The 26,452-nt window shown below is 69.9% G+C and carries 21 protein-coding genes, 1 tRNA gene, 1 pseudogene and 1 riboswitch; of the genes and pseudogenes, 21 read left to right on the top strand and 2 right to left on the bottom strand.

The genetic code is table 11. The annotated features are described in order from the left end of the window. The 18 genes from OG322_RS22505 (at position 1) to OG322_RS22590 (ending at position 21,901) form a co-directional block, all read left to right on the top strand. Positions 1–1,215 carry a CapA family protein gene (locus tag OG322_RS22505; protein WP_398910439.1) on the top strand — a complete coding sequence of 405 codons (1,215 nt, stop codon included), beginning with the start codon at positions 1–3 and terminating at the stop codon, positions 1,213–1,215. A 487-nt stretch (positions 1,216–1,702) separates the two neighbouring features. Then, positions 1,703–3,934: a cache domain-containing protein gene (locus OG322_RS22510; RefSeq protein WP_123459767.1), complete on the top strand. Its 2,232-nt coding sequence runs from the start codon at positions 1,703–1,705 to the stop codon at positions 3,932–3,934. Between the two features lie 6 nt (positions 3,935–3,940). Beyond that, a complete protein-coding gene (pgsB, locus tag OG322_RS22515; protein WP_123459766.1) occupies positions 3,941–5,545 on the top strand; it encodes a poly-gamma-glutamate synthase PgsB in 1,605 nt (534 codons plus the stop codon). Beyond that, positions 5,542–6,024: a poly-gamma-glutamate biosynthesis protein PgsC/CapC gene (locus tag OG322_RS22520; protein WP_073738471.1), complete on the top strand. Its 483-nt coding sequence runs from the start codon at positions 5,542–5,544 to the stop codon at positions 6,022–6,024. The genes pgsB and OG322_RS22520 overlap by 4 nt, the downstream gene beginning before the upstream one ends. 9 nt (positions 6,025–6,033) lie before the next feature. Next, the gene (locus tag OG322_RS22525) at positions 6,034–7,113 is read left to right on the top strand and encodes an NlpC/P60 family protein (protein WP_123459765.1); all 1,080 of its coding nucleotides are present in this window, start codon (positions 6,034–6,036) and stop codon (positions 7,111–7,113) included. A gap of 138 nt (positions 7,114–7,251) precedes the next feature. Further along, positions 7,252–8,220, top strand: coding sequence for a glycosyltransferase family 2 protein (locus OG322_RS22530; protein WP_329306844.1), 969 nt, complete (start codon positions 7,252–7,254; stop codon positions 8,218–8,220). After that, positions 8,217–8,618 (top strand): GtrA family protein, encoded by a 402-nt coding sequence (locus OG322_RS22535; RefSeq protein WP_123459763.1) that lies wholly within the window; start codon positions 8,217–8,219, stop codon positions 8,616–8,618. Before OG322_RS22530 ends, OG322_RS22535 begins: the two co-directional genes overlap by 4 nt. 137 nt (positions 8,619–8,755) lie before the next feature. Next, positions 8,756–9,412 carry a SurA N-terminal domain-containing protein gene (locus OG322_RS22540; RefSeq protein WP_123459762.1) on the top strand — a complete coding sequence of 219 codons (657 nt, stop codon included), beginning with the start codon at positions 8,756–8,758 and terminating at the stop codon, positions 9,410–9,412. Between the two features lie 31 nt (positions 9,413–9,443). Next, the gene (locus tag OG322_RS22545; protein ID WP_329306845.1) at positions 9,444–10,406 is read left to right on the top strand and encodes a nucleoside triphosphate pyrophosphohydrolase; all 963 of its coding nucleotides are present in this window, start codon (positions 9,444–9,446) and stop codon (positions 10,404–10,406) included. 374 nt (positions 10,407–10,780) lie between these two features. After that, positions 10,781–12,172, top strand: a complete 1,392-nt coding sequence (locus OG322_RS22550) for a cytochrome P450 family protein (RefSeq protein WP_123459760.1) — start codon at positions 10,781–10,783, stop codon at positions 12,170–12,172. Positions 12,173–12,277: 105 nt separating this feature from the next. Further along, a complete protein-coding gene (locus OG322_RS22555) occupies positions 12,278–13,213 on the top strand; it encodes a transglycosylase family protein (protein WP_329306846.1) in 936 nt (311 codons plus the stop codon). 312 nt (positions 13,214–13,525) lie between these two features. Beyond that, a riboswitch (cyclic di-AMP (ydaO/yuaA leader) is annotated at positions 13,526–13,697 on the top strand. 4 nt (positions 13,698–13,701) lie between these two features. Next, on the top strand, positions 13,702–14,448 hold the full coding sequence (locus OG322_RS22560; protein WP_123459758.1) for a LysM peptidoglycan-binding domain-containing protein: 747 nt from the start codon (positions 13,702–13,704) through the stop codon (positions 14,446–14,448). Positions 14,449–14,755: 307 nt separating this feature from the next. Next, on the top strand, positions 14,756–16,042 hold the full coding sequence (eno, locus tag OG322_RS22565; RefSeq protein ID WP_123459757.1) for a phosphopyruvate hydratase: 1,287 nt from the start codon (positions 14,756–14,758) through the stop codon (positions 16,040–16,042). Positions 16,043–16,222: 180 nt separating this feature from the next. Beyond that, complete coding sequence (locus OG322_RS22570; RefSeq protein ID WP_123459756.1) at positions 16,223–16,693, top strand: FtsB family cell division protein; 471 nt, start codon at positions 16,223–16,225, stop codon at positions 16,691–16,693. A gap of 64 nt (positions 16,694–16,757) precedes the next feature. Beyond that, the gene (locus OG322_RS22575; protein WP_123459755.1) at positions 16,758–17,336 is read left to right on the top strand and encodes a DUF501 domain-containing protein; all 579 of its coding nucleotides are present in this window, start codon (positions 16,758–16,760) and stop codon (positions 17,334–17,336) included. Positions 17,337–17,407: 71 nt separating this feature from the next. Next, positions 17,408–18,349 (top strand): Ppx/GppA phosphatase family protein, encoded by a 942-nt coding sequence (locus tag OG322_RS22580; protein WP_123459754.1) that lies wholly within the window; start codon positions 17,408–17,410, stop codon positions 18,347–18,349. Positions 18,350–18,846: 497 nt separating this feature from the next. Continuing rightward, positions 18,847–20,232, top strand: coding sequence for an NAD(P)/FAD-dependent oxidoreductase (locus OG322_RS22585; RefSeq protein ID WP_123459753.1), 1,386 nt, complete (start codon positions 18,847–18,849; stop codon positions 20,230–20,232). Positions 20,233–20,596: 364 nt separating this feature from the next. Beyond that, positions 20,597–21,901: an SAM-dependent methyltransferase gene (locus OG322_RS22590; RefSeq protein ID WP_207318888.1), complete on the top strand. Its 1,305-nt coding sequence runs from the start codon at positions 20,597–20,599 to the stop codon at positions 21,899–21,901. A gap of 73 nt (positions 21,902–21,974) precedes the next feature. Here the strand turns inward: OG322_RS22590 and OG322_RS22595 are convergent, their stop codons facing one another. Together OG322_RS22595 and OG322_RS22600 are read right to left on the bottom strand one after the other, a co-directional pair. Beyond that, entirely contained in the window at positions 21,975–24,503 is a 2,529-nt protein-coding gene (locus OG322_RS22595) for an ABC transporter permease (protein WP_329306847.1), read from the bottom strand. Positions 24,504–24,606: 103 nt separating this feature from the next. After that, complete coding sequence (locus OG322_RS22600; protein ID WP_123459750.1) at positions 24,607–25,377, bottom strand: ABC transporter ATP-binding protein; 771 nt, start codon at positions 25,375–25,377, stop codon at positions 24,607–24,609. Positions 25,378–25,736: 359 nt separating this feature from the next. Between OG322_RS22600 and OG322_RS22605 the strand changes: the two are divergent. The 3 genes and pseudogenes from OG322_RS22605 to OG322_RS22615 all read left to right on the top strand — a co-directional run. Then, positions 25,737–25,928: pseudogene (locus tag OG322_RS22605) on the top strand (RNA-guided endonuclease TnpB family protein); the annotation flags it as partial. A 14-nt stretch (positions 25,929–25,942) separates the two neighbouring features. After that, positions 25,943–26,068: a hypothetical protein gene (locus tag OG322_RS22610; RefSeq protein WP_260146666.1), complete on the top strand. Its 126-nt coding sequence runs from the start codon at positions 25,943–25,945 to the stop codon at positions 26,066–26,068. A 247-nt stretch (positions 26,069–26,315) separates the two neighbouring features. After that, positions 26,316–26,401 (top strand) — tRNA-Leu (locus OG322_RS22615). Positions 26,402–26,452: the final 51 nt, after the last annotated feature.

Below are 26,452 nucleotides of genomic sequence, written 5' to 3' on the forward strand. Positions count from 1 at the left end.
GTGACCCGACGTCCTTATGTTCCCTTCACCTCTCGCGCCGCCCTGGCCGGGCTCCTCGCCCTGGCCACTACGGGCTGCTCCCTCCTGGGCAGTGATGCCGGGTCAGGCGGGAGCGATCCGGCCAAGAGCGCGGGGACGTCGTTCACCGTCGCCGCGGCCGGTGACATCCTGATTCACCCGCCGCTGATCGAGCAGGCCCGCAAGGACGCGAAGGCCGAGGGGAAGCAGGGGCTCGACTTCTACCGGCTCATGGCCGGGGTGAAGCCCGTCATCTCCCGTGCCGACCTGGCGATCTGCCACTTCGAGCCGGTGGTGGGCAAGCCGAACGGACCCTTCCGCAGCTACCCGGACTTCCTGGTGCCGCCGCAGATCACCACCGCGGTGAAGCAGATCGGTTACGACACCTGCTCGAGCGCGTCGAACCACACCCTCGACCACGGCCAGGCCGGTGTGAAGCGCACCCTGGACGCCCTCGACGAGGCCGGACTGAAGCACACCGGTTCGGCGCGCAGCAAGGCCGAGGCCGACAAGCCGCTGATCATGGATGTGAAGGGCGTCAAGGTCGCGCAGCTCTCGTACGCCTTCGGCTTCAACGGGCGCGAGGTCCCGGCCGGTACGCCCTGGATCGTCAACCAGAACGACTTCGACCGGATCAAGGAAGCCGAGAAGCGGGCCCGCGCGGCCGGCGCCGATGTGGTCATCCTGAGCATCCACTGGGGGCGCGAGCACCACCCCGAGCCGAGCTCCGCCCAGATCAAGCTGGCGCGCAGGATCGCCCGGGAGACCGGCATCAACCTGGTCATCGGCCATCACGCCCATGTCGTGCAGCCGATGGAGAAGGTCGACGGGACCTGGATCGCATACGGACTGGGCAATCAGGTCGCCCGGCACGACGTGCCGTCCGGACTGACCGAGGAAGGCGTCGTCGGCTGGTTCGAGTTCCACAAGAGCGGCGGCTCGTGGGACGTGAAGGCGCGGTACGTGCCGACGCTCATCACCATTCCGCCCGACGCGGACGAGGCGAACCCGGCGCCCTCCGACGCGGTCCAGGACCACCGGCTCGTCGATGTGGCCGCGGCGCTGCGCGACGACAAGAAGCTGACGCCCGAGGAACGGGCCCGCTACCGGCTGGCGTTCGAGCGCACCCAGGGCACGATGCTCAACCGCGGGGCCGCGCAGGACGGCCTGAAACCGCTGGAGGACCTGCCCGGCTGACCTCCGGGCGGCGGAGGCCGGGCGAGGGGGCCGAACCGCGATGGTCGGGCGAGGCCGGGCCGTGCGGGTGGGAGCAGTCGGACCGTGCAGCCATTGGGTGAAGACGGCCGGTGAAGACAGTCGGGTGAGGACGGCCAGGTGAACACGGGATGTCTCCGGGGTTTACCTGGCCTCCTCTGTGGCTTGATCCGAGTGGTCTGCATCACAACTGCCCTCTTCGCTACAACCGTTCGGAATGCGAACGAGTCATGATCTTCCGCGTGGACGTTCGATTCTTCGGGCGCGTCAACGCGCCCTGAAGTCCGATACGTCCGGAAAGAAACAGAAGCCGCGGAAGTTCAGCAGCGAGCGGAAATTCCGTTTGCTCCTGCAGTGTCGACAGCTCCTGCAGCGCCGGTAGTACCAGAAACGCAAGAAGTTCCAGAAGGGATGCACCATGGCCGCCTCGCCTGTGAAGCGGCGACACAAGGTCCGCCGCCGGGCTGATATGTCGCTGTTGGGTGGTATACGGCCGCCCATCGCGGTCCTCTCGGTCCTGCTGCTCTCACTGGCCGCCATCACCGCGCTCGGTCTGGGCCGCACGGCGCAGGACCGGGTGCCCGAGGCGGTACTGACCTCGCAGCAGCAGTTCGCCGAGGACGGCGCAATCGCGCTGCGCGCGTCCATCGACGAGAGCTTCACCGACCTGGGGCGGACCGCCGGCCTGTTCAACGCCGCGGACCCGGTCTCTCCCGACGCCGTGCTCGACAAGATCAGCAGCGTCTACCAGAAGTGGACCGGCACAGCGGTCGTCGAGATCTCCTCCGGCAAGCTGCTCGCCGCACGCGGTGAGAATGTCCCCCTCACCGCGATCGACACCACCAAGCTCAGCGGCAAGGACGCGCTCGGCCCCCGCATGGTGAAGCTGGCCAACGGAGAGACCCGGCTGCTCTCCTTCGCGCTGCTCTCCTGGCCCGGCGCCCCGCAGCAACTCCTGGTCGCCTCCAGTAATCTGCGGTTCCCCGGCATCAGCCTGGGCCAGTTCCGCTCCATCGCCGTCATCGACGCGGACGCCGACATCCTCTCCAGCGACGGCATCCCGCAGCCCGAGCAGTTGCTCACCGACACCCAGCGCGCCGACGCCAAACGCGCCGACAAGCAGCTGAAGAGCTTCGCGAAGACCGCCTCGGTCAAGGTCCGACAGCACCCCATGTCCGCCAAGGAGCCCGGCTCCGGCGGCTTCCCCGGCGTCAGCGGCAGCCTGCTGGGCAGCCTGCACACGGGCGACCGGAGCGTCGCCGGTTACGCCTCGCTCGCCGGCGTCCAGCCAGGCGAGCCCACTGTCGCCACCGGCCTCGGCCTCAGCGTCGTCGCCATGGTCGCGGTGGCCGAGAACCCCACCACAGCCGCCGGCCCGTTCTTCGGCCTGGTTGCCGCGGGCGCCCTGGTCGTCGTCGGCGCACTCGCCGTCGCACTGCTCCTGGGCACCGTCCAGCGGCCGCTGATCCGGCTCTTCCTGGAGAGCCGGCGGCTGACCCGCGGCGACCTCACCCGACCGGTCAGCGTCCCTTCCTACGGCGAAGCCGCCCGGATCGGGAACTCCCTGGAACGGCTGCGCCGTCAGCTGCTCGGTGAGGACCGGTCCGCCGAGCCGCCCCGGCGCGGCCGGTTCGGCACCCGCGGACTGATCCTCGTCTGCGGGGTGCTGGTACTCGCCTGGTGCGGACCGATGCTGCTGCTCCTCAACCGGGCCGATGACACCGCCGTCGTACCGCAGCAGCTGGTCAACGACCAGCGCGAGCGGACCGACACGCTCACCGACCGGGTGCGCCGGGCCCTCAACGAGGGACAGGCCGACCTGCTGTCCGTGGCCACCCTGATCGGCGCCGGCACCTCGCCCGCCGATATGCGCACCGTCCTGGAACGGACCCGACTGGAGCACGACCGCTACCAGTCGCTGTACGTCGTCGACACGTCAGGAAAGGTCGTCGCGCAGGCCGGTGACACTCCGCAGCAGCCGGCCGGCAAGGCATCCAGCCAGCTGATCCGGGTGCTCAACGACTCCGGCAAGAAGCCGGTCATCGCCGCCCAGGCCGGGATACCCGGCCGCGACGGCGCCACAGTCGTCGGCGAGTTCCGCATCGACTTCCTCAACGGCCTGCTCAAGCGGCCCGGCCTCGGTCAGATCAACATCGTCGACGACAAGCAGCGGATCATCGGCGGCAACACCGGCTACCGCGCCTTCCAGGAGCTGCCCGGCGAACGGCTGCGGACGCTCGTGACGGGCACCAACCAGAAGACCGGCGTCAGCATGCACCCCAGCGGCATCCTGTACCGCGACGGCGGCAAGGTGCAGATCGCCGCGGCCGCGCCCTTCGTCGGCGGCGGGGCGGCGAAGACCCTCGGCTGGACCGTGGTCAGCCGGCAGCCCGCCAGTTCCCTCGCCATCCCCGAGTACCGGAAGCAGAACCTCACGGTGCTCGCCGGGCTGCTGGGGATGGCCGCGGCCATCGCCTGTCTGGGCTGGCTGCACATCATCGTCGTACGCCCGCTGCGCGCCCTCGCCGACCAGGCCGAGGCGCTCGCCGGCGGTGAGCGGCGCACCGTCCTCTATCCGCGCCACCACGACGAGGTCGGCGCCGTCACCCGCTCCCTGGAGCTGGTACGCCAGCAGCTCCCGGCGCAGCAGAAGCGCGAGCCCGCGCCGACGGCGCCCACGACCTACGCCGAAAGGACCTGACCGGCCGTGCTGTTCCTTTACACCGTGCTGGTGGTGTGCTGTGCGATCCTGCTGACAGCGGGCATCGTCGAGCAGCGACGCCACTTCATCAACCTGGAGCGCATACCCGCCCGGGTCCTGGTGAACGGCATCCGCGGTAAGTCCTCCATCACCCGGCTCTGCGCGGGCGCCCTGCGGGGCGGCGATCTGGTGACCGTCGCCAAGACCACCGGTACGGCGGCCCGGTTCATCCACCCGGACGCCACCGAGGAGCCCGTCTACCGCAAGTTCGGCCTGGCCAACGTCGTCGAGCAGATCGGCATCGTGCGCCGCGCCGCGGCGTACGACCCGCAGGCCCTGGTCATCGAGTGCATGGCGGTGATGCCCGCGCTCCAGGAGATCAACCAGTCCAAGCTGATCCGCTCCACGATCGGCGTGCTCTGCAACGTGCGCGAGGACCACCTGGCCGAGATGGGACCGACCCTCGACGACGTGGCGCGCTCGCTCTGCCGCTCCATGCCGGAGGGCGGCATCTGCGTGACCGCCGAGGTCGACCGGTTCGCGATCCTCCAGGAGGAGGCCGACGCCCGCGACTGCGAGCTCATCTACGCCGATCCCGAGACCGTGAGCGACGCGGAGCTGCGCGGCTTCAGCTGGTTCACCTTCAAGGAGAACGTGGCCATCGCGCTGAAGGTCGCCGAACTGCTCGGCGTGGAGCGGGAAACCGCGCTGAAGGGGATGTACGAGGCCCCGCCGGACCCGGGAGTCCTCTCCGTCGAGCGGTATCTGACACCGGACGGCAAGAAGCTGCGGTTCGCCAACGTCTTCGCGGCCAACGACCCCGAGTCCACGCTGATGAACGTCAACCAGCTGCTGGATCTGGGCGCCGTCCATCGTCCGCTGAACGTCGTCATCAACTGCCGCCCCGACCGGGTCGAACGAAACGGCCAGATGGGCGAGATCATCCCCGATCTCCAGCCCGACAAGGTCTTCGTCATCGGCCACCCGGCCAAGAGCGCCATCGACGCGATCCCCGCCGAGTGGCGCGGCCGCGCGGTGGACCTGGGCGGTGACCGGCGCGATCCGGAGGAGTTCATGCGGGAGCTGCTCGGCGGCCTCGGGCCCGACTCGTCACTGATCGCCATTGGCAACATCCACGGCCAGGGCGAACTGCTGCTGGAGCACCTCAGCGAACTCCCGCCCGACGAGACCCCGGACGAGCAGCCCGACGACGCCCCGGACGAGCAGCCCGAGGAGACCCCGGACGAGCAGCCGGAACCGCACGCTCCGCAGGACATCCGCCACGACGAGACGATGCCGCTCCAGCAGTACCGGCCGCATCTGGACCCGTACGCGCCCTACCCGGAGGCGTACGAGACCCGCTACCAGCCGCACCCCACGGTCCAGGCGCCGATGCCGACGCCGACGCCGGCGCAGTCCCGGCCGCGCGGCATGTTCGAGCCCGCGCTGCACCCGGACCCCCAGCACCAGCAGCACCACCAGCACCAGCAGTCGGAGCACCAGCAGCCCGTACAGCCGTACCGGCACGGGCAGCCGGAACCGGACGGGCAGCAGCCCCCGCAGGACCCTTACCAGCAGAGCCGGCAGAACAGCGCAGGAGACCCCCGTTGATTCCCACCGTCCTGACGCCCGAGATCGCCGCCATCGGCATCGCGCTCGGCCTGATGTTCTCCCTGGTCTGCTATCTGACGACCAACCTCTCACCCGGCGGCATGATCACCCCCGGCTGGCTGGCGCTGACCCTCGTCGAGGATCTCCAGCGCGCGGCCATGGTGGTCGGCGTCACCGTCCTCACGTACGTCTCCGTGCTGCTGCTCCAGAAGGTCGTCATCCTCTACGGGAAGCGGCTGTTCTCCGCGGTGGTGCTGACCGGGGTCATCCTCCAGGCGACGGTGATGATCGTGCTCCAGGTGGAGTTCCCGCTGATGTACGCCAACCAGACCCTCGGCTTCATCGTCCCGGGTCTCATCGCCTACCAGCTGGTCCGCCAGCCGAAGGGCGCGACGCTGCTGGCCACCGGCTCGGTCTCGCTGCTCGCCTACGTCGTCCTGACCGCCGGCATCCTGCTCGGCGCCCTTCCGTCTGCCTGAGGTGATCTCATGACCGCTCCCCGTACCAAGCAGTCCAAGCGCCCCCGCCAGATCCTGCACGCCGTCACGGTGGTCGCGCTGCTCGCCGGCAGCGCGTACTTCACGGTGGAACTCCGCAAGGACGAACAGGCCAAGGCGCCCGCCGTCCAGGCCATCACGGACAAGCCGGCCGGCGCCGCGCTGAAGTCCGGGAAAGAGACCTGGGAACGGCTGAACGCACCCGCCCGTACGGTCCTGCGCGACGCCGGCGGCAAGGTCCTCGCCACGTTCACCGACCACGCCCGCACCGCCACGCTCACCGGCCCCTCCCGTACCTTCGCCGAACCCACCAACACCAAGTCCCGTGTGGTCACCGAGAACTGGGTGCGACTGATGCCGGAGAAGTGGAAGAAGGGCGCCGAGAAGCAGCAGTGGTTCAAGGACTGGTTCAAGACCTTCTACGGCAGCGAGGAGGACGATCTGTTCGCCTTCGCCTTCCAGTACGTCGAAGGGGCGCCGGTCAAGAAGGACGACGAGGGGGTCTCCTACGCCGGGGACGCCCAGTTCGGGCCCATCAACCCGAACGGCAGCGAGGGCAACGACCTGCGCCTGGAGCAGTCGGACTTCTTCGACTACCTGGGCATCCCCTACACCTTCCGCAACGGTGTCACCCGTCAGCCCGAGAAGCAGCGCTACCGGTCCATGGACTGCTCGGGCTTCATGCGGACGATCCTCGGCTACCGCGCCCGCTACCCGCTCGCCCCCCTCGACGGCCAGGGCGACGGACTGCCCCGCACCGCCAACGGCATCGCCCGCTCCAAGCTCGGCGCCGATGTGATCCCGCTCAAGGGCATATCGGCCGCGGACCGGCCCACCTCGATCGATGTGCTGCAACCGGGCGACCTGGTCTTCTTCAAGCTCGACCAGCGCACCGGGCAGCGGCTGGACCACATCGGCATGTACATGGGCCATGACTCGGACGGCCACCTGATCTTCGTCTCCAGCCGGGAGGAAGTGAACGGCCCGACCATCGGCGACAAGGGCGGCACCTCACGCCTCGACGGAAACGGCTACTACGCGGCGACGCTGCGCAGCGCGAAGCGGCTCTAAGGTCTCGCGTGCGGATCAGGCCGGATCAGGGAGCGGACGCCGCGGACCGGCGGGCGGCACGGGCCAGTTCACCCAATGGCCGCCCCTCGGTCACACCCGGCATCCGCTCCCGACACTTTGACCGGCTGATGTACATTCGTGCTGATCTCGCTGGTGGTGCCTGGTTTCAACGAGCAAGAGATACTCGAACGCTTCCATGAACGCGTGACGGATGAGATGACCCGGCTGGGTCACGCGTTCCAACTCGTGTACGTCGACGACGGGAGCACGGACCGGACCCTGCCGATTCTGCGGCAGCTGGCCGCCGCCGATCCACGGGCCCGCTACGTCTCCTTCAGCCGCAACTTCGGCAAGGAGGCCGCCATGCTGGCCGGCCTCCAGCACGCCGAGGGCGACGCCGTCGTCATCATGGACGCCGACCTCCAGCATCCGCCGGAGCTCGTCGGCCGGATGCTGGAGGAGCACGCGCACGGCTACGACCAGGTGATCGCCCGGCGCACCCGCAAGGGCGACCGCGTCACCCGGACGCTCACCGCACGCGCCTACTACTGGCTGATCAACCGGCTGGTGGACGTGGAACTCGTCGACGGGGTAGGGGACTTCCGGCTGCTGTCGCGCCGGGCCGCCGACGCCGTGCTCGAACTCACCGAATACAACCGGTTCTCCAAGGGCCTCTTCGCCTGGGTCGGATTCCCCACCACGACGTTCAGCTACGAGAACGCCGTCCGCGAAGAGGGCCGCTCCGCCTGGACCTTCGGGAAACTGCTGAACTACGGGCTCGACGGGCTGCTCTCGTTCAACAACAAGCCGTTGCGCGCCGCGCTCTACCTCGGCCTGCTGCTGATGTCCCTCGCCCTCGTCTACTCCGGCTGGATCGTCGGCGTCGCCCTGGTGAAGGGCGTCGACACCCCCGGATACGTCACCCTCCTCGTCGCGGTCACCGCCCTCGCCGGGGTCCAGATGGTGATGGTCGGGGTGGTCGGGGAGTACGTCGGCCGTATCTACTACGAGGTGAAGCGCCGCCCGCACTACCTGGTGCAGGACACCAACACCCGGGTCCGCAGGCCGGCCCCGGAGCCGGAACCCCTGGAGTTCGTACGCCGATGACGGTCAAGGCACAGCTGGCACGCTTTGCCCTCGTGGGCGTCGTGAACACCGGCACGTACTACGGCTGCTACCTCGCCCTGCTGACCCGGCTGCCCTACATAGCCGCGCACGTGGCCGCCTTCGCGCTCAGCATGACCGGGTCGTTCTTCCTCAACTCCTGGTTCACCTACCGGACCCGGCCCACCTGGCGGAAGTTCCTGCTCTTCCCGCTCACCAACGCCGCCAACTTCGTCATCACCACCGGCGGTGTCTACCTGCTGGTCGATCTGGCCGGGTTCAGCAGCCGGTACGCCCCGCTGGTCGCGGCCGCGGCGGCGATCCCGATCACCTTCGTGGTCTCGCGCACGATCATGCTGCGGCCGGACGTACCGCAGAAGACGTCCCTGCCGGTGCGCTGAGCGGGGCTCCGGGGAGCCCACATCCCCAACTCCTTCCGAATCGTTGGTCGAATCGGTGGCCCGGACCGGTTCCACTGCCTAACATCGATCACCGCAAGGCTTTGTGCACCGCCGCACAATCTCCTCGGGAGGCTCCTTTGCACCGCCGCCGTCGCACCGCGCTCACCGTCTCCGCCGCACTGCTCGTCGCAGCGCCGCTCCTCTCCGCCTGCGGCAGCCAGGCCCGCCCCGGCGCGGCAGCCGTCGTGGGCGGGGACCGGATCGCGGTGTCCACCGTGCAGGCCCAGGCGGCGGACGTGCGCGACGCGCAGGACGCCTCCAAGCAGGCGGACCAGGCGACCGACCAGTCCGGCCAGCTCGTCCGCGCCAAGCTGCACGGGATCATCCTTGACCGGGTCCTGGACCGGGCCTCGGCGGACAACGGGGTCACCGTCAGCCGTGCCGAGATCCAGCAGATGCGCCAGTCGGCCGTCGCCCAGTACAAGGGCGAGGAAGGGCTGCGGGCCGCGGTGCTCCAGGAGCGCTGGATCTCCCCCGGCCAGATCGACCCCTTCCTGCGCGAGCAGATCCAGCTGACCAAGCTCGCCCAGGCACTCGGCGCCGACCCGTCGACCCCGGCCGGTACGAAGATCCTCGGCGACGCGCTGACGAAGGCGTCCAAGGCGCTGAAGGTCGACGTCAATCCGCGCTACGGCACCTGGAACAACCAGCAGATCCAGCTCGCGGACTACAAGGCCCCCTGGATCAACCAGGTCACCAAGCCCGCCCAGGCGGCGGCGGAGGCCGGGGCGTAGCAGCGGCCGGGCGGCCGGGTAGATTCGCAGCGTGAACGCTGAAGACCCCGGCCGCATCGTCCTGCTCACCGCCAGCCACCGGGTCGCGCCCGGACTGCTGTCCTGGCCCGCCTGGCAGACGCTGCACGCCGCCGACCGGGTGCTGTGCGCCGAGCCGGACCAGCCCCAGCTGCCGTATCTGCGCGAGGCGGGCATCACCGTCGAGCCGGCCGTTCCGGACGCGCGGGAACTCGTCGGCGCCTGCGCCGGGGGCCGGACCCTGGTGGTGCTCAGCGGTGGCGAGGGGAACCAGCCGCTGACCGACGGACTGGCGAGGCTGGCGGGTTCGGGGCGGGTGCAGATGCCGAACCTGGAGCTGCTGCCCGGTTCCTACGATCTGCCGGGCGCCCGGCTGCTGGATCTGGTCCAGGTCATGGACCGGATCCGGATCGAGTGCCCCTGGACCTCGCAGAAGACCCACGTGGGCCTCGCCAAGTACGCCATCGAGGAGGCGTACGAACTCGTCGAGGCGATCGAGGACGGCAACCGCGAGGAGCTGCGCGAGGAGCTCGGCGACGTACTGCTCCAGGTCGTCTTCCACGCGCGCATCGCCGAGGAGGACGAGGACGAGCCGTTCTCGGTGGACGATGTCGCCGCCACGCTCGTCGAGAAGCTGATCCACCGCCATCCGCACGTCTTCGGTGACGAGACCGCCGAGACCCCGGAGGACGTCCACGCGCACTGGCTGCGGACCAAGGCGATCGAGAAGCAGCGCGAGTCGGTCACCGACGGGGTGCCGCTCGGCCAGCCCGCCCTGGCACTCGCCGCGAAGCTGGCCGGCCGGGTCCGTACCGCCGGACTCGACGTGGCGCTCCCCGAGGGCGACGGCATCGGCTACCGGCTCCTGGCGCTGGCGGTGCGCGCCCAGGAGGACGGCACCGACCCGGAGGCCGCCCTGCGGGCCGCGGGCCGCGCCTACCGGGACGCCATCAGGGCGGCGGAGGGCAACGGATAGCCCGGCGCGGGGCACGGCCGCGCGGTCTCGTTCTGGATCACCGCGCCCACGAAGGCGCACTCCACCTCGCAGCCGTCCTGATCCGCACGCGACCACGGATTGCCGACGACGCCCAGGGGTACCTGACTCAGGACCCGGACGAGGCATCGATCGGGCCGCGGGGGATGTCCCTCGGCCCGGCCGGCGCGCGATCACCAGCCAAGGGCCAGACGCCCGGCGGGCCATGCAGCCACTCCGGACCGGAGCCCGCAGCCACCGCTTTGTACCAGCGGGAGGACCGGCGGGACAGCGGGCCATCCCGCCGACGCGGCCGGTCCGGCTTGATCGGGGAGGGACCGCCCAGCCCGGCCAGGGGCAGCGGCTAACGTCGGGGGGTGAACGACAGCCCCGCCGACACCCCTGCCGACACTCCCGCCGATGCGCCCGCGCACGCTGCGGGAGCCACCCCGGCGCCCGCACCCGCCGGCTGCCCCGCCCACGCGGCCGGCGCGGCCGACGCCGTGCCGCCCGCCCCCGAACTCTTCACCTGGGAGTTCGCCACCGACCCGTACCCCGCGTACGCCTGGCTGCGCGAGCACAGCCCCGTGCACCGCACGACCCTGCCCAGCGGGGTCGAGGCCTGGCTCGTCACCCGGTACGCGGATGCCAAGCAGGCCCTCGCCGACGCCCGGCTCTCCAAGAACCCGGCGCACCACGCCGAGCCGGCGCACGCCAAGGGCCGCACCGGCATTCCGGGCGAGCGCAAGGCGGAGCTGATGACGCATCTGCTGAACATCGACCCGCCCGATCACACCCGGCTGCGGCGTCTGGTGTCGAAGGCGTTCACGCCCCGGCGCATCGCGGAGTTCGCGCCGCGCGTGCAGGAGCTGACGGACCGCCTCATCGACTCCTTCGCGCAGAAGGGGGAGGCGGACCTCATCCATGAGTTCGCCTTCCCGCTCCCCATCTACGCGATCTGCGACCTGCTCGGCGTCCCGCGCGAGGACCAGGACGACTTCCGGGACTGGGCGGGCATGATGATCCGCCACGGCGGCGGCCCCCGCGGCGGGGTGGCCCGTTCGGTGAAGAAGATGCGCGGCTATCTGCTCGAACTCATCCACCGCAAGCGCGAGAACCCCGGGGACGACCTGATCTCGGGACTGATCCGGGCGAGTGACGACGGCGAGCACCTGACCGAGAACGAGGCCGCCGCGATGGCCTTCATCCTGCTCTTCGCCGGGTTCGAGACGACCGTCAACCTCATCGGCAACGGCGTCCACACCCTGCTGGGCCACCCGGAGCAGCGCGAGCGGCTCCAGCGGTCCCTGGCGGCGGGGGAGACGGAGCTGCTGGCCACCGGGGTCGAGGAACTGCTGCGTTACGACGGTCCGGTGGAGCTGGCGACCTGGCGGTTCGCCACCGAGGCGCTGACGATCGGCGGGCAGCCGGTCGCCGAGGGGGACCCCGTGCTGGTGGTGCTGGCGGCCGCCGACCGGGACCCCGAACGCTTCGCCGCTCCGGACACGCTGGACCTCTCGCGGCGTGACAATCAGCACCTCGGTTACGGTCACGGCATCCATTACTGCCTGGGAGCACCGCTCGCCCGGCTGGAGGGACAGGCCGCGCTCGCCACGCTGCTGAAACGCCTCCCGGACCTGCGACTTGCGGTGGAACCTGCCGATTTGCGCTGGCGTGGCGGGCTCATCATGCGCGGACTGCGCACGCTTCCGGTGGAGTTCACCCCCGAGACCGTCCCCGGCGAAGGTGACGCTCTGTCAACTCTGTGACTTTCACGTGATCTCTGCTGCATCGACTTGTGACACACGTTCGAGTCCCGCTAGGTTCACCGTTCGACTCATCCGTCACTCGTCCGTCACACGGAAGGCATTCCCATGGGCTCCGCGAACGGCAGGCACCGTCGCCCTCGGCAGGCACCCGCGATCGTCGTCGCCGCAGGCGTGACCGGCTCGGCCATCGCCATCCCGCTGCTCGGCGCGGCCGGCGCGCACGCAGCCGACGCCTCGACCTGGGACCGGGTCGCCGAGTGCGAGAGCGGCGGCATGTGGAGTGCCGACCTCAGCAACGGCTTCTACGGCGGCCTGCAGTTCTCGCAGGAGGTGTGGAAGTCCTACGGCGGCGATTCGTACGCCCCGCGTGCGGACCTGGCCAGCCGCTCGCAGCAGATCGCCGTGGCGGAGAAGGTCCTGGACGACCAGGGGCCGAAGGCGTGGCCCAGCTGCGCCGTCATCTCCGGCCTCGCCGTGGACGGTTCCCTGCCGGGCGTCGACCCGGGCAGCACCCCGTCCGCCCACCCGTCCGAGAGCGCGGACCCGTCCGCGAGCGCCGACCCGTCGGACGGCGCGTCCAAGGGCGCCAAGAAGACCCCGTCGGACGACGCCACCGCCGACACCGCCGACACCGCCGACAAGGACCGTACGCCGGACGCCTCGGACTCCCCGTCCGCCACGCCCTCGGCATCCGGCTCCTCCGGCGCGAGTGACACCTCCGACGCCCCGGGCAGGTCCTCCCGGGCCGGGGACACGGGCGGCAGGCACCGCGGTGCGCCGGCCCCGGAGAAGCCCGGCAGCGACCGGGACTCGGGACGGCACGCCTCGCGCGGCGAAGGTGACGCACGCGGCAAGGGCGCACCCGCCGCTGACGGTACGTACACCGTCCGGCCGGGCGACAACCTCTGGGCGATTGCTGACGCACAGAAGCTGCCCGGCGGCTGGACCGGGCTGTACGAGGCCAACAAGGCGGCGGTCGGCTCCGACCCGGACCTCATCCTCCCTGGCCAGAGTCTCGATCTCGGCGTGAAGGCCGGATGAGAACGACCGCGGAAGCAGTCTGATCATCAGCTGAATGCGCCCCAAATCTGGGGTACTTAGGCGGTCTATGTCCCATTTTTGACTAAGTGAGACATGGGTCTCTTTGCGTGAACTGGTGCGTCTTGTTCGGGAGCTCCCCCCGCATCCGTTCCGACCTGCGCAAACAGGCCTTCTTCAGATGCAAGTAAGGGCTGTTTATCCGGTATGTCCTTCTTTGGAGATGGGGGTTGCGTGTGTTTACGGTCGGAACCGCTCGCACCGCGGGCCCCGTCGATCGTCACGCCGAATCCTGCCGTCGGTCGAAGGGAACAGACGCGTAAAGCGCCGTAGGCAGGAGCGGGGGACCCAGGTAAGTGCCGGGCCCGATCGTCGCAAGACGCATCAGGACCGGCTTGGGGTTAAGTCGTGCGCTAGGACGTGCGACCGGGCAACTCACTTGGCCCGAACCCGACAGCTCACCTCGCAGGCGTCGGTGAGGAGAAGTCTCGATGCTGCTGAACAGCAAGGGCAACAAGCACCGCCGCCCGTCCAAGGCCGTCCGTATCGCCACGCTCGCCGGTGTGACCGGTGCCGCCATCGCCGTGCCCCTGATGGGTGCGACCGGCGCCTCCGCGGCCTCCGTCTCCACGTGGGACGCGGTCGCCCAGTGCGAGTCCGGCGGCAACTGGTCCATCAACACCGGCAACGGCTACTACGGCGGTCTGCAGTTCTCGCAGTCCAGCTGGGCCGCCGCCGGCGGTACGCAGTACGCGGCCCGCGCCGACCTGGCCAGCAAGTCCCAGCAGATCACCGTGGCCGAGAAGCTCCTCGACATGCAGGGACCGGGCGCCTGGTCCTGCGCCGGTGCCGGCAACCTGAGCAACGACGGTGTCGACCCGGGTGTCGGCACCGGCTCCACCGCCCCCAAGACCGAGACCGCTCCCAAGCAGGAGTCGGCTCCGGCCCAGCAGGCCGAGCCGAAGAAGTCCGAGCGCACCGAGGCCCCGGCCACCAACCGCTCTGACCGCTCGACCGCCCCCAAGGCGGAGCAGAAGAAGACCGTCACCACCCCGACCGGCGAGAAGGTCAAGAAGGGTGATGGCGAGTACAAGGTCGTCACCGGCGACTCGCTGAGCAAGATCGCGGCCGACCACCACGTCAAGGGCGGCTGGGAGCAGCTGTTCGAGCTGAACAAGGACATCGTCAAGGACGCCGACATGATCTTCCCGGGTCAGCAGCTCCACCTGGTGAAGTGATTCAGCACCCTCCTCGCTGAGCACCCCGGCCCGGCCCGCATCTTCCCCCCATGCGTGCCGGGCCGGGGTTCGCCGGTCGCCGGGCCATCGCTTCGCGGCTCACCGGATTCCGCGTTGATTGTTCAACTGTTGTAGTTACTGGTCAGTAAATTTCTGGCCGTTCGCCCCGCTATGACAGCTCTTGGGTCCTTTTTCGTCCCAGGGGACGGGCGGTCGGCCGACTGAGACGGCCGGGCCGGTTAGGCTCTTGTCGCAAGGCCAAAGTGACCCTGCACAACCAGCGTCATATCCCAGAAGGAGATGCCTCGTGCCGTCCATCGACGTCGTCGTAGCCCGGGAAATCCTCGACTCCCGGGGCAACCCCACGGTCGAGGTCGAGGTTGGCCTCGACGACGGCAGCACGGGTCGTGCTGCTGTTCCGTCCGGAGCCTCCACCGGTGCGTTCGAGGCCATTGAGCTTCGCGACGGTGACCCCAACCGCTACCACGGGAAGGGCGTCGAGAAGGCGGTCCTCGCCGTGATCGAGCAGATCGGCCCGGAGCTCGTCGGCTATGACGCGACCGAGCAGCGGCTGATCGACCAGGCCATGTTCGACCTGGACGCCACGGAGAACAAGGGCTCGCTCGGCGCCAACGCCATCCTCGGCGTCTCGCTCGCCGTCGCCCACGCCGCGTCCGAGGCCTCGGACCTGCCGCTGTTCCGCTACCTCGGTGGCCCGAACGCGCACCTGCTGCCCGTCCCGATGATGAACATCCTCAACGGTGGGTCGCACGCCGACTCCAACGTGGACATCCAGGAGTTCATGATCGCCCCGATCGGCGCGGAGTCCTTCTCCGAGGCCCTGCGCTGGGGCGCCGAGGTCTACCACACGCTGAAGAAGGTCCTGAAGACCAAGGGCCTGTCCACCGGCCTCGGTGACGAGGGCGGCTTCGCGCCGAACCTGGAGTCCAACCGCGCGGCCCTCGACCTCATCGTCGAGGCCATCAAGGAAGCCGGCTACGCCCCGGGCAAGGACATCGCGCTCGCGCTCGACGTCGCCGCGTCCGAGTTCTACAAGGACGGCAAGTACGAGTTCGAGGGCAAGTCCCGCTCGGCCGCCGAGATGACCGAGTACTACGAGGAGCTCGTCTCCGCGTACCCGCTGGTCTCCATCGAGGACCCGCTGTACGAGGACGACTGGGCCGGCTGGAAGGTCATCACCGACAAGATCGGCGCCAAGGTGCAGATCGTCGGCGACGACCTCTTCGTCACCAACCCGGAGCGCCTGGCCCGCGGCATCGAGGAGGGCTCCGCCAACGCCCTGCTCGTCAAGGTCAACCAGATCGGTTCGCTGACCGAGACCCTGGACGCCGTCGAGCTGGCCCAGCGCAACGGCTTCAAGTGCATGATGTCCCACCGCTCCGGCGAGACCGAGGACGTCACCATCGCCGACCTCGCGGTCGCCGTGAACTGCGGCCAGATCAAGACCGGCGCCCCGGCCCGCTCGGACCGCGTCGCCAAGTACAACCAGCTGCTGCGCATCGAGGAGATCCTCGACGACGCCGCGGTGTACGCGGGCCGCTCGGCGTTCCCGCGGTTTCGCTCCGAAGGCTGACGAGCACAGCTAGGGTCTTTCGTTTGGATCAGGCCGGACCCCGCGAGCCCGGCATGATCCAAACGAGAGGCCCTAGGGCTGACAAGCCCGGCCGGGTCCAGCGCCCCGGCCTCCGTCCGTCCCCGCACTCGGTCCCGTACCGTGTGCGGGGACGGACGTGCGTAATGGGGAGGCGGAGACATGGCCGCGAAGGACCGGGACCGGTTCTCCACCGCGACCCGGCTGAGGCTGCTCGGTGAGCAGACCGCAGCCCGCGTCTACCGGTCCCAGAACCGCCGTCAGGCGCACCGCTCCCGCCTCACCGGCCGGGCGGCCGTCCTGGCCCTGATCGTCTGCTCCCTGGTCGTCGCACTCGCGTACCCGATGCGGCAGTACGTGTCGCAGCGCGACGAGATCGCCGACCAGGAGCGGCTCGCGCAGGAGGCCGAGGCACGCACCGAGGAACTGCGCGACGAGAAGTCGCGCCTCCAGGACGACGCGTACATCAAGCGGCTGGCCCGCGAGCACCTGCACTACCTTCTTCCGGGAGAGACCAGCTACACGGTGGTCGACCCCGACGCGGTCAAGGAGCGCAACGGAAAGCCGGACGAGTCCGGCCGGCCGTGGCACTCCAATCTGTGGGACGGCGTCGACAGCGCCGACCGCGGCTGACCCGCGTTCCCTCGTTCATCTGCGGAACCGCAGTTCAAGCAGCCCGATCAGAACCTAGGCAGGCATGGAAACGCCCCCTCCCCAGACCGAGCCCACCGCGCCCACCGACGCGGACATCGCCGCGTTCCAGCAGCAGCTGGGGCGCCCGCCGCGCGGGCTGCGCGCCATCGCGCACCGCTGTCCGTGCGGAAACCCGGACGTGGTCGAGACCCAGCCGCGGCTGGAGGACGGCACGCCGTTCCCGACGACGTACTACCTGACGTGCCCGCGTGCGGCGTCCGCGATCGGCACGCTGGAGGCGAACGGGGTCATGCGGGAGATGACCGAGCGCCTCGGTACGGACCCCGAGCTGGCCGCCGCGTACCGGGCCGCGCACGAGGACTACATCGCGCGGCGTGACTCCATCGAGGTGCTGGAGGGCTTCCCGAGTGCGGGGGGCATGCCGGACCGGGTGAAGTGCCTGCACGTGCTCGTGGGGCACTCGCTGGCCGCGGGGCCGGGGGTGAACCCGCTGGGGGACGAGGCGATCGCGATGCTGCCGCAGTGGTGGCGCAAGGGTCCGTGCGTGTCGCCGTGCGGCGCGCCGGAGGAGAAGGACGGCGGGACGGCCGACGCGGCCGACGGCGCGCCGGACGAGGACTGACCGTCCGCACGGGGGCTCCGCCCCCCGGACCCCCGCTCCGCAATCGAAGGGGCTTGAATGAGGAGTACTTCATGACGCGCGTGGCCGCCATCGACTGCGGTACCAACTCGATCCGCCTGCTGGTGGCGGACGCCGACCCCGGCACGGGGGAGCTCACCGAGCTCGACCGGCGGATGGAGATCGTCCGGCTCGGGCAGGGCGTCGACCGGACCGGACGGCTCGCCCCCGAGGCTCTGGAGCGGACGTTCGCCGCCTGCCGGCGGTACGCGGCGGTGATCAAGGAGCACGGCGCGCAGAAGGTGCGCTTCGTCGCCACCTCCGCCTCCCGGGACGCGGAGAACAGGGACGAGTTCGTCCGCGGGGTGCTGGACATCCTGGGCGTCGAGCCCGAGGTGATCAGCGGCGACCAGGAGGCCGAGTTCTCCTTCGACGGGGCCACCAAGGAGCTCACCGGCCGCGACGACCTCGCCAAGCCGTTTCTCGTCGTGGACATCGGCGGCGGCTCCACCGAGTTCGTCCTCGGCGACGACCGGGTGCGGGCCGCCCGGTCCGTGGACATCGGCTGCGTCCGGATGACCGAGCGCCATCTCGCGCGGGACGGCGCGGTCGTCGACCCGCCCACGCCGGACGCGGCCGACGCGATCCGCGCGGAAGTCGCCACCGCCCTGGACCTGGCCGGGCAGAGCGTCCCGCTCACCGGGGCGGGCACGCTCGTGGGGCTCGCCGGCACCGTCACCACCGTGGCCGCGATCGCGCTGGGCCTGGACGCGTACGACTCCGCGGCGATCCACCACTCCCGGGTCTCCCTGGAGCAGGTCCGGGAGATCACCGACCGGCTGCTCGCCTCGACCCACGCCGAGCGCGCCGCGATCGGCGCGATGCATCCGGGACGGGTCGATGTGATCGCCTCCGGGGCGCTGATCCTGCTGGCCGTCATGGAGCGGACCGGGGCCCATGAGGTGGTCGTCAGCGAGCACGACATCCTTGACGGGATCGGCTGGTCCATCGCGTAGCGCGCCCCTCGGGGCCGACGCCGCACAGCGCCCCCCTGAGGCCCCCGCGCGGGGCTCCGGGGGGCCGGGTGCGGGGAGGCGCCGGAACGTTGCTCATACGCATTCCTGCCTGCACCTTTGAGTCGCTGAGGGCTGCCCGGGGGACCCCTTCCGAGACCCGTCGCGACGAAGTTCGTGAACTTCTTCACAAGGAATTGGACCCCTGGGGGCGTACTTCTGCTCCGGACGGGCTTCCGGGAGGGTGTGCGGGGTCACTCGCGACGCGAACGGGGCGGTTCCGGGGGTGTTGCGGGAGTGTGAACCGAGGGGGTGGTCCACCTCGCTCGGCGGCTCAAGGGCCAGCTCACAAGCGGTGAACAACGTTCGCCGCAGCGTCGTGGTTCCCTTCCGGGGCCATGACCTGGGTCACGTGGGCGGCGAAGTGTAGCAGAGGGTGGGGGATACCTTGTGAAGGGGCTCACGAGCCCTCCCCCCGAGGGGGGTGGATACTCGATGGCATGAGCACCACGGAGCGTCCCAGGATCCTCGTAGTAGGCGGTGGGTACGTAGGCCTGTACGCAGCTCGGCGCATTCTGAAGAAGATGCGCTACGGAGAGGCGACCGTCACGGTCGTCGACCCCCGGTCGTACATGACCTACCAGCCCTTCCTCCCCGAAGCTGCTGCCGGCAGCATCTCGCCTCGGCATGTCGTCGTCCCGCTGCGACGCGTGCTGCCGAAGGCCGAGGTCCTCACCGGCCGCGTCACCACCATTGACCAGGACCGCAAGGTCGCCACGGTCGCGCCGCTCGTCGGCGAGGCCTACGAGCTGCCCTTCGACTACCTGGTCATCGCGATGGGCGCCGTCTCGCGTACCTTCCCGATCCCCGGCCTTGCCGAACAGGGCATCGGCATGAAGGGCATCGAGGAGGCCATCGGCCTGCGCAACCACGTTCTCGAGCAGCTGGACAAGGCTGACTCGACGACCGATGAGGATGTCCGCCGCAGGGCGCTCACCTTCGTCTTCGTGGGCGGCGGGTTCGCCGGTGCGGAGACCATCGGCGAGGTCGAGGACATGGCCCGCGACGCGGCGAAGTACTACACGAACGTGAAGCGCGAGGACATGCGCTTCGTCCTCGTCGACGCCGCTGACAAGATCCTTCCCGAGGTCGGCCCGAAGCTGGGTACCTGGGGCCGGGAGCACCTGGAGTCCCGCGGTGTCGAGGTCTTCCTCTCGACCTCCATGGACTCCTGCGTAGACGGTCACGTGGTGCTGAAGAACGGCCTGGAGGTCGACTCCAACACCATCGTGTGGACGGCCGGCGTGAAGCCGAACCCGGCGCTGGCCCGCTTCGGCCTGCCGCTCGGCCCCCGCGGTCACGTGGACACCTCCGAGAAGCTCCAGGTGCAGGGCACCGACTACATCTGGGCCGCGGGCGACAACGCCCAGGTCCCGGACCTGGTCGGCCGCAAGGCCGGCAACCCGAACGCCTGGTGCCCGCCGAACGCCCAGCACGCACTGCGTCAGGCCAAGGTCCTCGGCGACAACGTCATCTCCGGGATGCGCGGCTTCCCGCAGGCCGACTACAGCCACGCCAACAAGGGTGCGGTCGCCGGTCTGGGCCTGCACAAGGGCGTCGCGATGATCGTCGTGGGCAAGATGAAGATCAAGTTCAAGGGCCGCCTCGCCTGGTACATGCACCGTGGCTACCACGGCATGGCGATGCCGACCTGGAACCGCAAGATCCGGATCTTCGCCGACTGGACCCTCGCGATGTTCCTCAAGCGCGAGGTCGTCTCGCTCGGCGCCATGGAGACGCCGCGCGAGGAGTTCTACGAGGCCGCCAAGCCGGCCCCGGCCCCCGCCGCCGCCCAGCCGGTGGGCGAGAAGGCCAAGGCCTCCTAGCGCGCACCCCGGACCGGAGGCCCAGCACCTCCCGGTCCGCCCGCGGATACCCGTATCCGTGCAGAGCAGTCGCACAACGCCCGAAGGGGCCGTCCGCCATCCGTGGTGCGGGCGGCCCCTTCGGCGTATCGGGGCGAGTCGGGGCGGAGCACCGTACAGGGGGGCCGGGGCCAGTGGCCCGGCGGATGCATGGCCTCTACAGGTATTTTGCCGTTCCGTTGCGCAGTAGCGGGATGGCCGGGCCGCCGGAAACTGTTAAGGGGGGTGTACCTCGCCGCGGCGCCAACGGGTGCCGGGGCGTGGTCCGAGACATGTGTGGGCATGTCTGGGCACGTTGGGAAACACCATCACGGAGGTGTGCGCCATGGCAGACGCCGCGTTGCGGCTGACCGCTCTCGCCCAGGAGTTGCTGGGAGAACCCCTACCGGTCCGCATCCGGGCCTGGGACGGCAGCGAATCCGGACCGCCGGGTGCCCCCGCCCTCGTCATCAGGAACCGTCGCGCCCTGCGCCGGCTGCTGTGGAAGCCGGGCGAACTGGGCCTCGCCCGCGCCTGGGTGGCCGGGGAAATCGACATCGAAGGCGATCTGTACGAGGCCCTGGACCTGGTGGCCGGGCTGATCTGGGACCGCGGTGCGGAGGCGAAGGACAGCGTCCACCCGGTCCGCGACCCGAAACTGCGAGCAGCGGCCAAGGGGCTGCTGCAACTGGCCGGCCCCTGGCCCCCGCCCCCTCCACCACCGGAGGAGGTACGCCGCCGCACCGGTGCCCTGCACACCAAGCGCCGTGACAAGGAGGCCATCAGCCACCACTACGACGTGGGCAATGACTTCTACGAACTGGTCCTCGGCCCGTCCATGGTCTACTCCTGCGCCTACTGGGAGGACGGCGGGAACCTTGAGGACGCCCAGCGCGACAAGCTCGACCTGGTCTGCCGCAAGCTCGCCCTGAAGGAGGGAGACCGCCTCCTGGACGTCGGCTGCGGCTGGGGCTCCATGGCCATTCACGCGGCCCGCGAGTACGGCGCCCGGGTCACCGGCGTGACCCTCTCCACCGAACAGGCCGCCTTCGCCAGGAAGCGCATCGCCGAAGAGGGACTGACCGACCGGATCGAGATCCGGGTCCAGGACTACCGGGACGTCAGGGACGGCCCGTACGACGCCATCTCCTCCATCGGCATGGCGGAACACGTCGGCTCGGTCCGCTACCGCGAGTACGCCGACGACGTCTACGCGCTCCTCAAGCCCGGCGGGCGCCTCCTCAACCACCAGATCGCCCGACGCCCGGAGAAGGACGAGTCCGCGTACCACGTGGACGAGTTCATCGACGCCTATGTCTTCCCGGACGGCGAGCTGGCCCCGCTGGGCCGGACCGTCGCGACCCTCGAAGAGGCCGGCTTCGAGGCCCGCGACGTCGAGTCGCTCCGCGAGCACTACGCACTGACCCTGCGCCGCTGGGTCGCCAACCTGGAGAAGGACTGGAACCTCGCGGTGAAGATGACCTCGCCCGGCCGGGCGAGGGTCTGGCGGCTCTACATGGCCGCCTCCGCGCTCTCCTTCGAGCACAACAAGATCGGCGTCAACCAGATCCTGGCGGTGCGGCCGGCCCAGGGCGGTTCCGCCCGGATGCCGCTGCGCGCCCGCGACTGGAAGGCGTCCGCGACCGGCTGAGCCGGACGGGACGCGACAGAGGGCCGGTACCCACGGTGGCGGGTGCCGGCCCTCTGCCGTGTGCCGTGTGGCGCTACTCGGTCTTGATGGCCGTCAGCATGTTGAGCTTGGCGGCGTTGCGGGCCGGCCACATCGCGGCCAGCACCCCCACCAGCCCGGCCAGCAGCAGGAAGAGCGCGATCCGGCCCCACGGCACGACCAGGGCGTACTGCGGGATCTGGGACGACGCGGCCTGACCGATCGCCCAGCCGAGAAACAGGCCGAGCCCGATCCCGATCAGCGCGCCGAACAGCGAGATGACCACGGCCTCCAGCCGGATCATGCGCTTGACCTTGCGCCGGTCCAGGCCGATCGCCCGCAGCATGCCGATCTCCTGCTGCCGTTCGAAGACCGACATGGCCAGGGTGTTGACGACCCCGAGCACCGCGATGATCAGGGCCATCGCGAGGAGCCCGTACATGATGTTCATCATCAGGTTGATGGTGCCGCCGAACATGTCCCGGATGTCCTGGCGGTCCATGACGCTCATGCCCGGGTTGTCACCCAGCGCGTCCACCACGGCCTGCTCGTTGGCCGCGCTCGCGCCGCCGTCCGTCTTCACCCAGATCTCGCGGATGTCCGCACGGCCCTCGTGCGGGGCCACCTTCTCGCGGGGGATCAGGACCTGCGACAGGAAGTCGTTGTCCTTGTAGAGCGCGCCGACCTTCAGGTTCTCCTTCTTGTTGTCCTCGTACGTGACCGGGACGCTGTCCCCGGTCTTCCATCCGTTCGCCTTCGCGGTCTTCTCCGAGACGGCGATCCCGCCGCTGCCCAGGGAGTCCATCGAGCCCGAGAGGGTGTCGACGTTGAGGACCTTCTGCACAGCGCCGGGGGTGACGCCGGACGCCGAGAGGTTGGCCTTGCCGACCGTCAGCCAGACGGACTGCGTGGGCGAGAGGGCGGTGACGCCGTCGGCCTGCTCCAGGGCGGTGAGCGCCGACTCGTCGAGCGAGTCCCCGCTCGCCATCGAGACCATGTAGTCGGCCTTGACGTTGTCCGTCGTCATCCGGTCGACCGCCTGGCCGAGCGTGACGCCGAGGACCGAGATGCCGGTGACGAGGGTGAGACCGATCGCCAGCGCGGAGGCGGTGGCACCGGTGCGCCGCGGGTTGCGGACCGCGTTCTGTGCGGCGAGCTTGCCGGAGACCCCGAACAGCCGCTGCAGCAGCGGGCGGACCAGGGCGATCACCGGGCGGGACAGCAGCGGGATGAGGATGATGACGCCGATCAGCGCCAGGAAGGCACCGGCCGCGATAGCGGCCTGGGCACTGTTTCCGGACTGCGACGCACCGGCCACGATCGCCGCCGCGCCGAGCAGGGTGATGACCGCGCCGATCGAGTTGCGCAGTACCAGGGACTTCACGGTGGCCGCCGAGTACATGCTGTTCATCGCCGCGACCGGCGGGATCTTCGCGGCCCGGCGGGCGGGCAGCCAGGCGGCCAGCACGGTGATCAGGACGCCGACGCCGAAGGCGGCGGCGACGGTGGTCGGGGAGACCACCAGCGGACCGGCCGGGATCTTGCCGCCGATCAGGCTCATCGCGGAGCGCAGCCCGATGGCGAGACCGAGGCCCAGCACGAAGCCGATGACGGACGCGATCGCACCGACCACGGCGGCTTCGAGCAGCACCGAACGCTTGACCTGGCGGCGCGAGGCGCCGACGGCACGCAGCAGCGCCAGCTCCTTGGTGCGCTGGGCGACCAGCATGGTGAAGGTGTTGGCGATCAGGAAGATGCCGACGAAGAGGGCGATGCCCGCGAAGGCGAGCAGCACCTTGTTGAGGCTGCTCAGGCCGGACTCGATCTGCTTGGCCTGCTCATCGGCGCGCACCTTGCCGGTCTTGGCCTGTGCGTCCTTGGGCAGAAGCGGCTTCACCGCTGCCAGCAGCTGCTCGTCGGAGGCGCCGGCCGCGGCGGTGACGGAGACGTCCTGGAACTCGCCCGGCCTGAGGAACAGCTTCTGGGCGACCTCGGTGTCGAAGAGCACCAGGCTGCCGCCGGCGTTGACCGCGCCGTCCTCGGTGGTGAAGACCCCGGACAGGGTGTACTCCTTCACCGGCCCGTTCGTGGCGACCCGTACCTTGTCGCCGACCTTGTACTCGCCCTTCTTCGCGGTGTCCTCGTCCAGGGCGATCCGGCCGGCCGCGGTCGGTCCGGTGCCGTCGCTGAAGGTGTACTGCGCGTCCTTGCCGCCCTTGCCGGGCGAGAAGTTGGCGCCGGTGTTGGACCAGCCGTTGCCGATCAGCTTGCCGTCCGGGTCGGCGACCCCGGCGAAGCCGGAGACCCGGCCGGTGGCGCTCTCCACCCCGTCCAGGCCCCGGATCTTCTTCAGGGTGGCGGTGTCGACGCCGCGCGTCTCCGCGTCGCGCTGGTCGGCGTAGGTGGTGACCGCGACGGCGACGTCGTCGTAGTTCTTCGCCGACTGGTTGCGGAAGGCGTTTCCGAGGGTGTCGGTGAAGACCAGAGTGCCGGAGACGAAGGCCACGCCGAGCATCACGGCGAGGACGGTCATCAGCAGCCTGGCCTTGTGCGAGAGCACATTGCGCAGGGCGGTACGGAACATGGCTGTCAGTCCTGGGAGGGGAGGGGTTCCGGAAAGGGGCATGGGTCAGGCGTCGCGCGGCACGAGGCGGTGCGACGTCGGGGCCCGGGTGAGGGCCCGGGGCTCAGCTGGTGCGGCCCTTGGCGTCGAACGCCTTCATCCGGTCCAGCACCCCGTCCGCGGTGGGGTGCATCATCTGGTCCACGATCGCCCCGTCCGCGAGGAAGATCACCCGGTCCGCATAGGAGGCGGCCGCCGGGTCGTGGGTCACCATCACCACGGTCTGGCCCAGCTCGCGCACCGAGTTGCGCAGGAAGCCGAGGACCTCGGCGCCGGAACGCGAGTCCAGGTTCCCGGTCGGCTCGTCACCGAAGATGATCTCCGGCTGCGAGGCCAGGGCGCGGGCCACCGCGACGCGCTGCTGCTGGCCGCCGGAGAGCTCGGTGGGCCGGTGCTTCAGCCGGTCGGAGAGGCCCACCATGTCGATGACCTTGTGCAGCCAGTCCTGGTCGGGCTTGCGGCCGGCGATGTCCATCGGCAGCGTGATGTTCTCCAGCGCCGTCAGCGTCGGCAGCAGGTTGAACGCCTGGAAGATGAAACCGATCTTGTCCCGTCGCAACTGGGTGAGCTGCTTGTCCTTGAGGGACCCCAGCTCCGTCTCGCCGATCCGCACCGATCCGCTGCTGAAGCTGTCGAGACCGGCCACGCAGTGCATCAGCGTGGACTTGCCGGAACCCGACGGGCCCATGATCGCGGTGAACTCGCCCTGCGGGAAGTCCACGGTGACCCGGTCCAGCGCGGTCACCTTGGTCTCGCCCTCTCCGTAGACCTTCGACAGTTCCGTGGCGCGGGCAGCCACCGCGGTGGCGCGGTGAGCGGTGGTCATGGTGGTCACGGGAGACTCCAGGGTCAGGTTCGTACGGGACGGAAGGGCCTTCGGCCCGGGGCCGGAGGGAAGGCGCCGCCGGGGCGGCGCCCTTCTCGATGGCACTGCTCCATCGTCTCCGCCGCTTCGCCGCGGATCGTCAGTCCCGGTGCCCGTTCCTGGGGCCGCCTTGAGTCGCACCGGCGGGCCCTCGCGTCCTCCTGCGGTATGACACCGCCCCTGAGAGGCGGTATGACACCGGCCCTGAGGGGCGCGGTCGGGCGACCGCCCCTGAGACGGGTGACGCCGCCGGTGGGCCGTCCTGCCGCGGCGCGGCCGTCGACCCGCGCGGGACCGGCCGGGCCACCACGTCCTCGAACTCATGCGCCCCGAACTTCATGGCCCGCCTGCGCACGGTGATGTCCGTGGACTTCCCGCAAGGCCGGGACCTGAACATCACCCGCGTACGCGGCCGCTGGGGGCAGGCCAGCATTCCCAAGGTGGGCCAGGTCCGCTTCCGGTGGGCCAAGGACCTGCCCGTCGGCAAGCGCGCGGACATGGAGAACCGGATCGACGGGGCCACGAGGAGGGTGGCATGCCCGTGGCCCTGCTGCCGGGTGAGAGCACCGTGTTCATGATCACAGGTGCGGTCCTGAAGGACCCGGAGGCCCTGGGCAGGCACCCGGTCCTGCGCTGTGTGAACGACACGGTCACCCGGTAGGGGTGGCGCGCCCCTGGCGATCCGTGGCGCGCCCCTGGCGAATCGGCTGTGTGGGTGCGGCGAATTCACGTCAATTCGGATTGCCGGTCGCCACGCCCACAACCCCGCCAGGCGTGTGCCTATGCCTCTCAGGTGTGCTGACGCACCCTCAAACGGTCAATAAAATAAGACAACATCGAGCCAGTGTTCGGCCGATCGGGGGAGCCCCCCGGATAGGGTCATGTGCCAACGCGGAGCCGCGCGCCACGCCCGGATGGTGGAATGCAGACACGGCGAGCTTAAACCTCGCTGCCCCTCGGGGGCGTACCGGTTCGAGTCCGGTTCCGGGCACCACCGCGCTCATGCGGTCTGACCTGCAAGTACGGCTGATTCCCTATGTCCCTC

The sequence above is a fragment of the Streptomyces sp. NBC_01260 genome (assembly GCF_036226405.1).
Classification (GTDB): Bacteria; Actinomycetota; Actinomycetes; order Streptomycetales; family Streptomycetaceae; genus Streptomyces; species Streptomyces laculatispora.

Coding starts and splice junctions, on each gene's coding strand:
- OG322_RS22510 (WP_123459767.1), top strand. CDS start 1,703: ATGTCGCTGTTGGGTGGTATACGGCCGCCCATCGCGGTCCTCTCGGTC.
- OG322_RS22525 (WP_123459765.1), top strand. CDS start 6,034: ATGACCGCTCCCCGTACCAAGCAGTCCAAGCGCCCCCGCCAGATCCTG.
- OG322_RS22535 (WP_123459763.1), top strand. CDS start 8,217: ATGACGGTCAAGGCACAGCTGGCACGCTTTGCCCTCGTGGGCGTCGTG.
- OG322_RS22555 (WP_329306846.1), top strand. CDS start 12,278: ATGGGCTCCGCGAACGGCAGGCACCGTCGCCCTCGGCAGGCACCCGCG.
- OG322_RS22560 (WP_123459758.1), top strand. CDS start 13,702: ATGCTGCTGAACAGCAAGGGCAACAAGCACCGCCGCCCGTCCAAGGCC.
- OG322_RS22570 (WP_123459756.1), top strand. CDS start 16,223: ATGGCCGCGAAGGACCGGGACCGGTTCTCCACCGCGACCCGGCTGAGG.
- OG322_RS22575 (WP_123459755.1), top strand. CDS start 16,758: ATGGAAACGCCCCCTCCCCAGACCGAGCCCACCGCGCCCACCGACGCG.
- OG322_RS22580 (WP_123459754.1), top strand. CDS start 17,408: ATGACGCGCGTGGCCGCCATCGACTGCGGTACCAACTCGATCCGCCTG.
- OG322_RS22585 (WP_123459753.1), top strand. CDS start 18,847: ATGAGCACCACGGAGCGTCCCAGGATCCTCGTAGTAGGCGGTGGGTAC.
- OG322_RS22590 (WP_207318888.1), top strand. CDS start 20,597: ATGGCAGACGCCGCGTTGCGGCTGACCGCTCTCGCCCAGGAGTTGCTG.
- OG322_RS22595 (WP_329306847.1), bottom strand. CDS start 24,503: ATGTTCCGTACCGCCCTGCGCAATGTGCTCTCGCACAAGGCCAGGCTG.
- OG322_RS22610 (WP_260146666.1), top strand. CDS start 25,943: ATGCCCGTGGCCCTGCTGCCGGGTGAGAGCACCGTGTTCATGATCACA.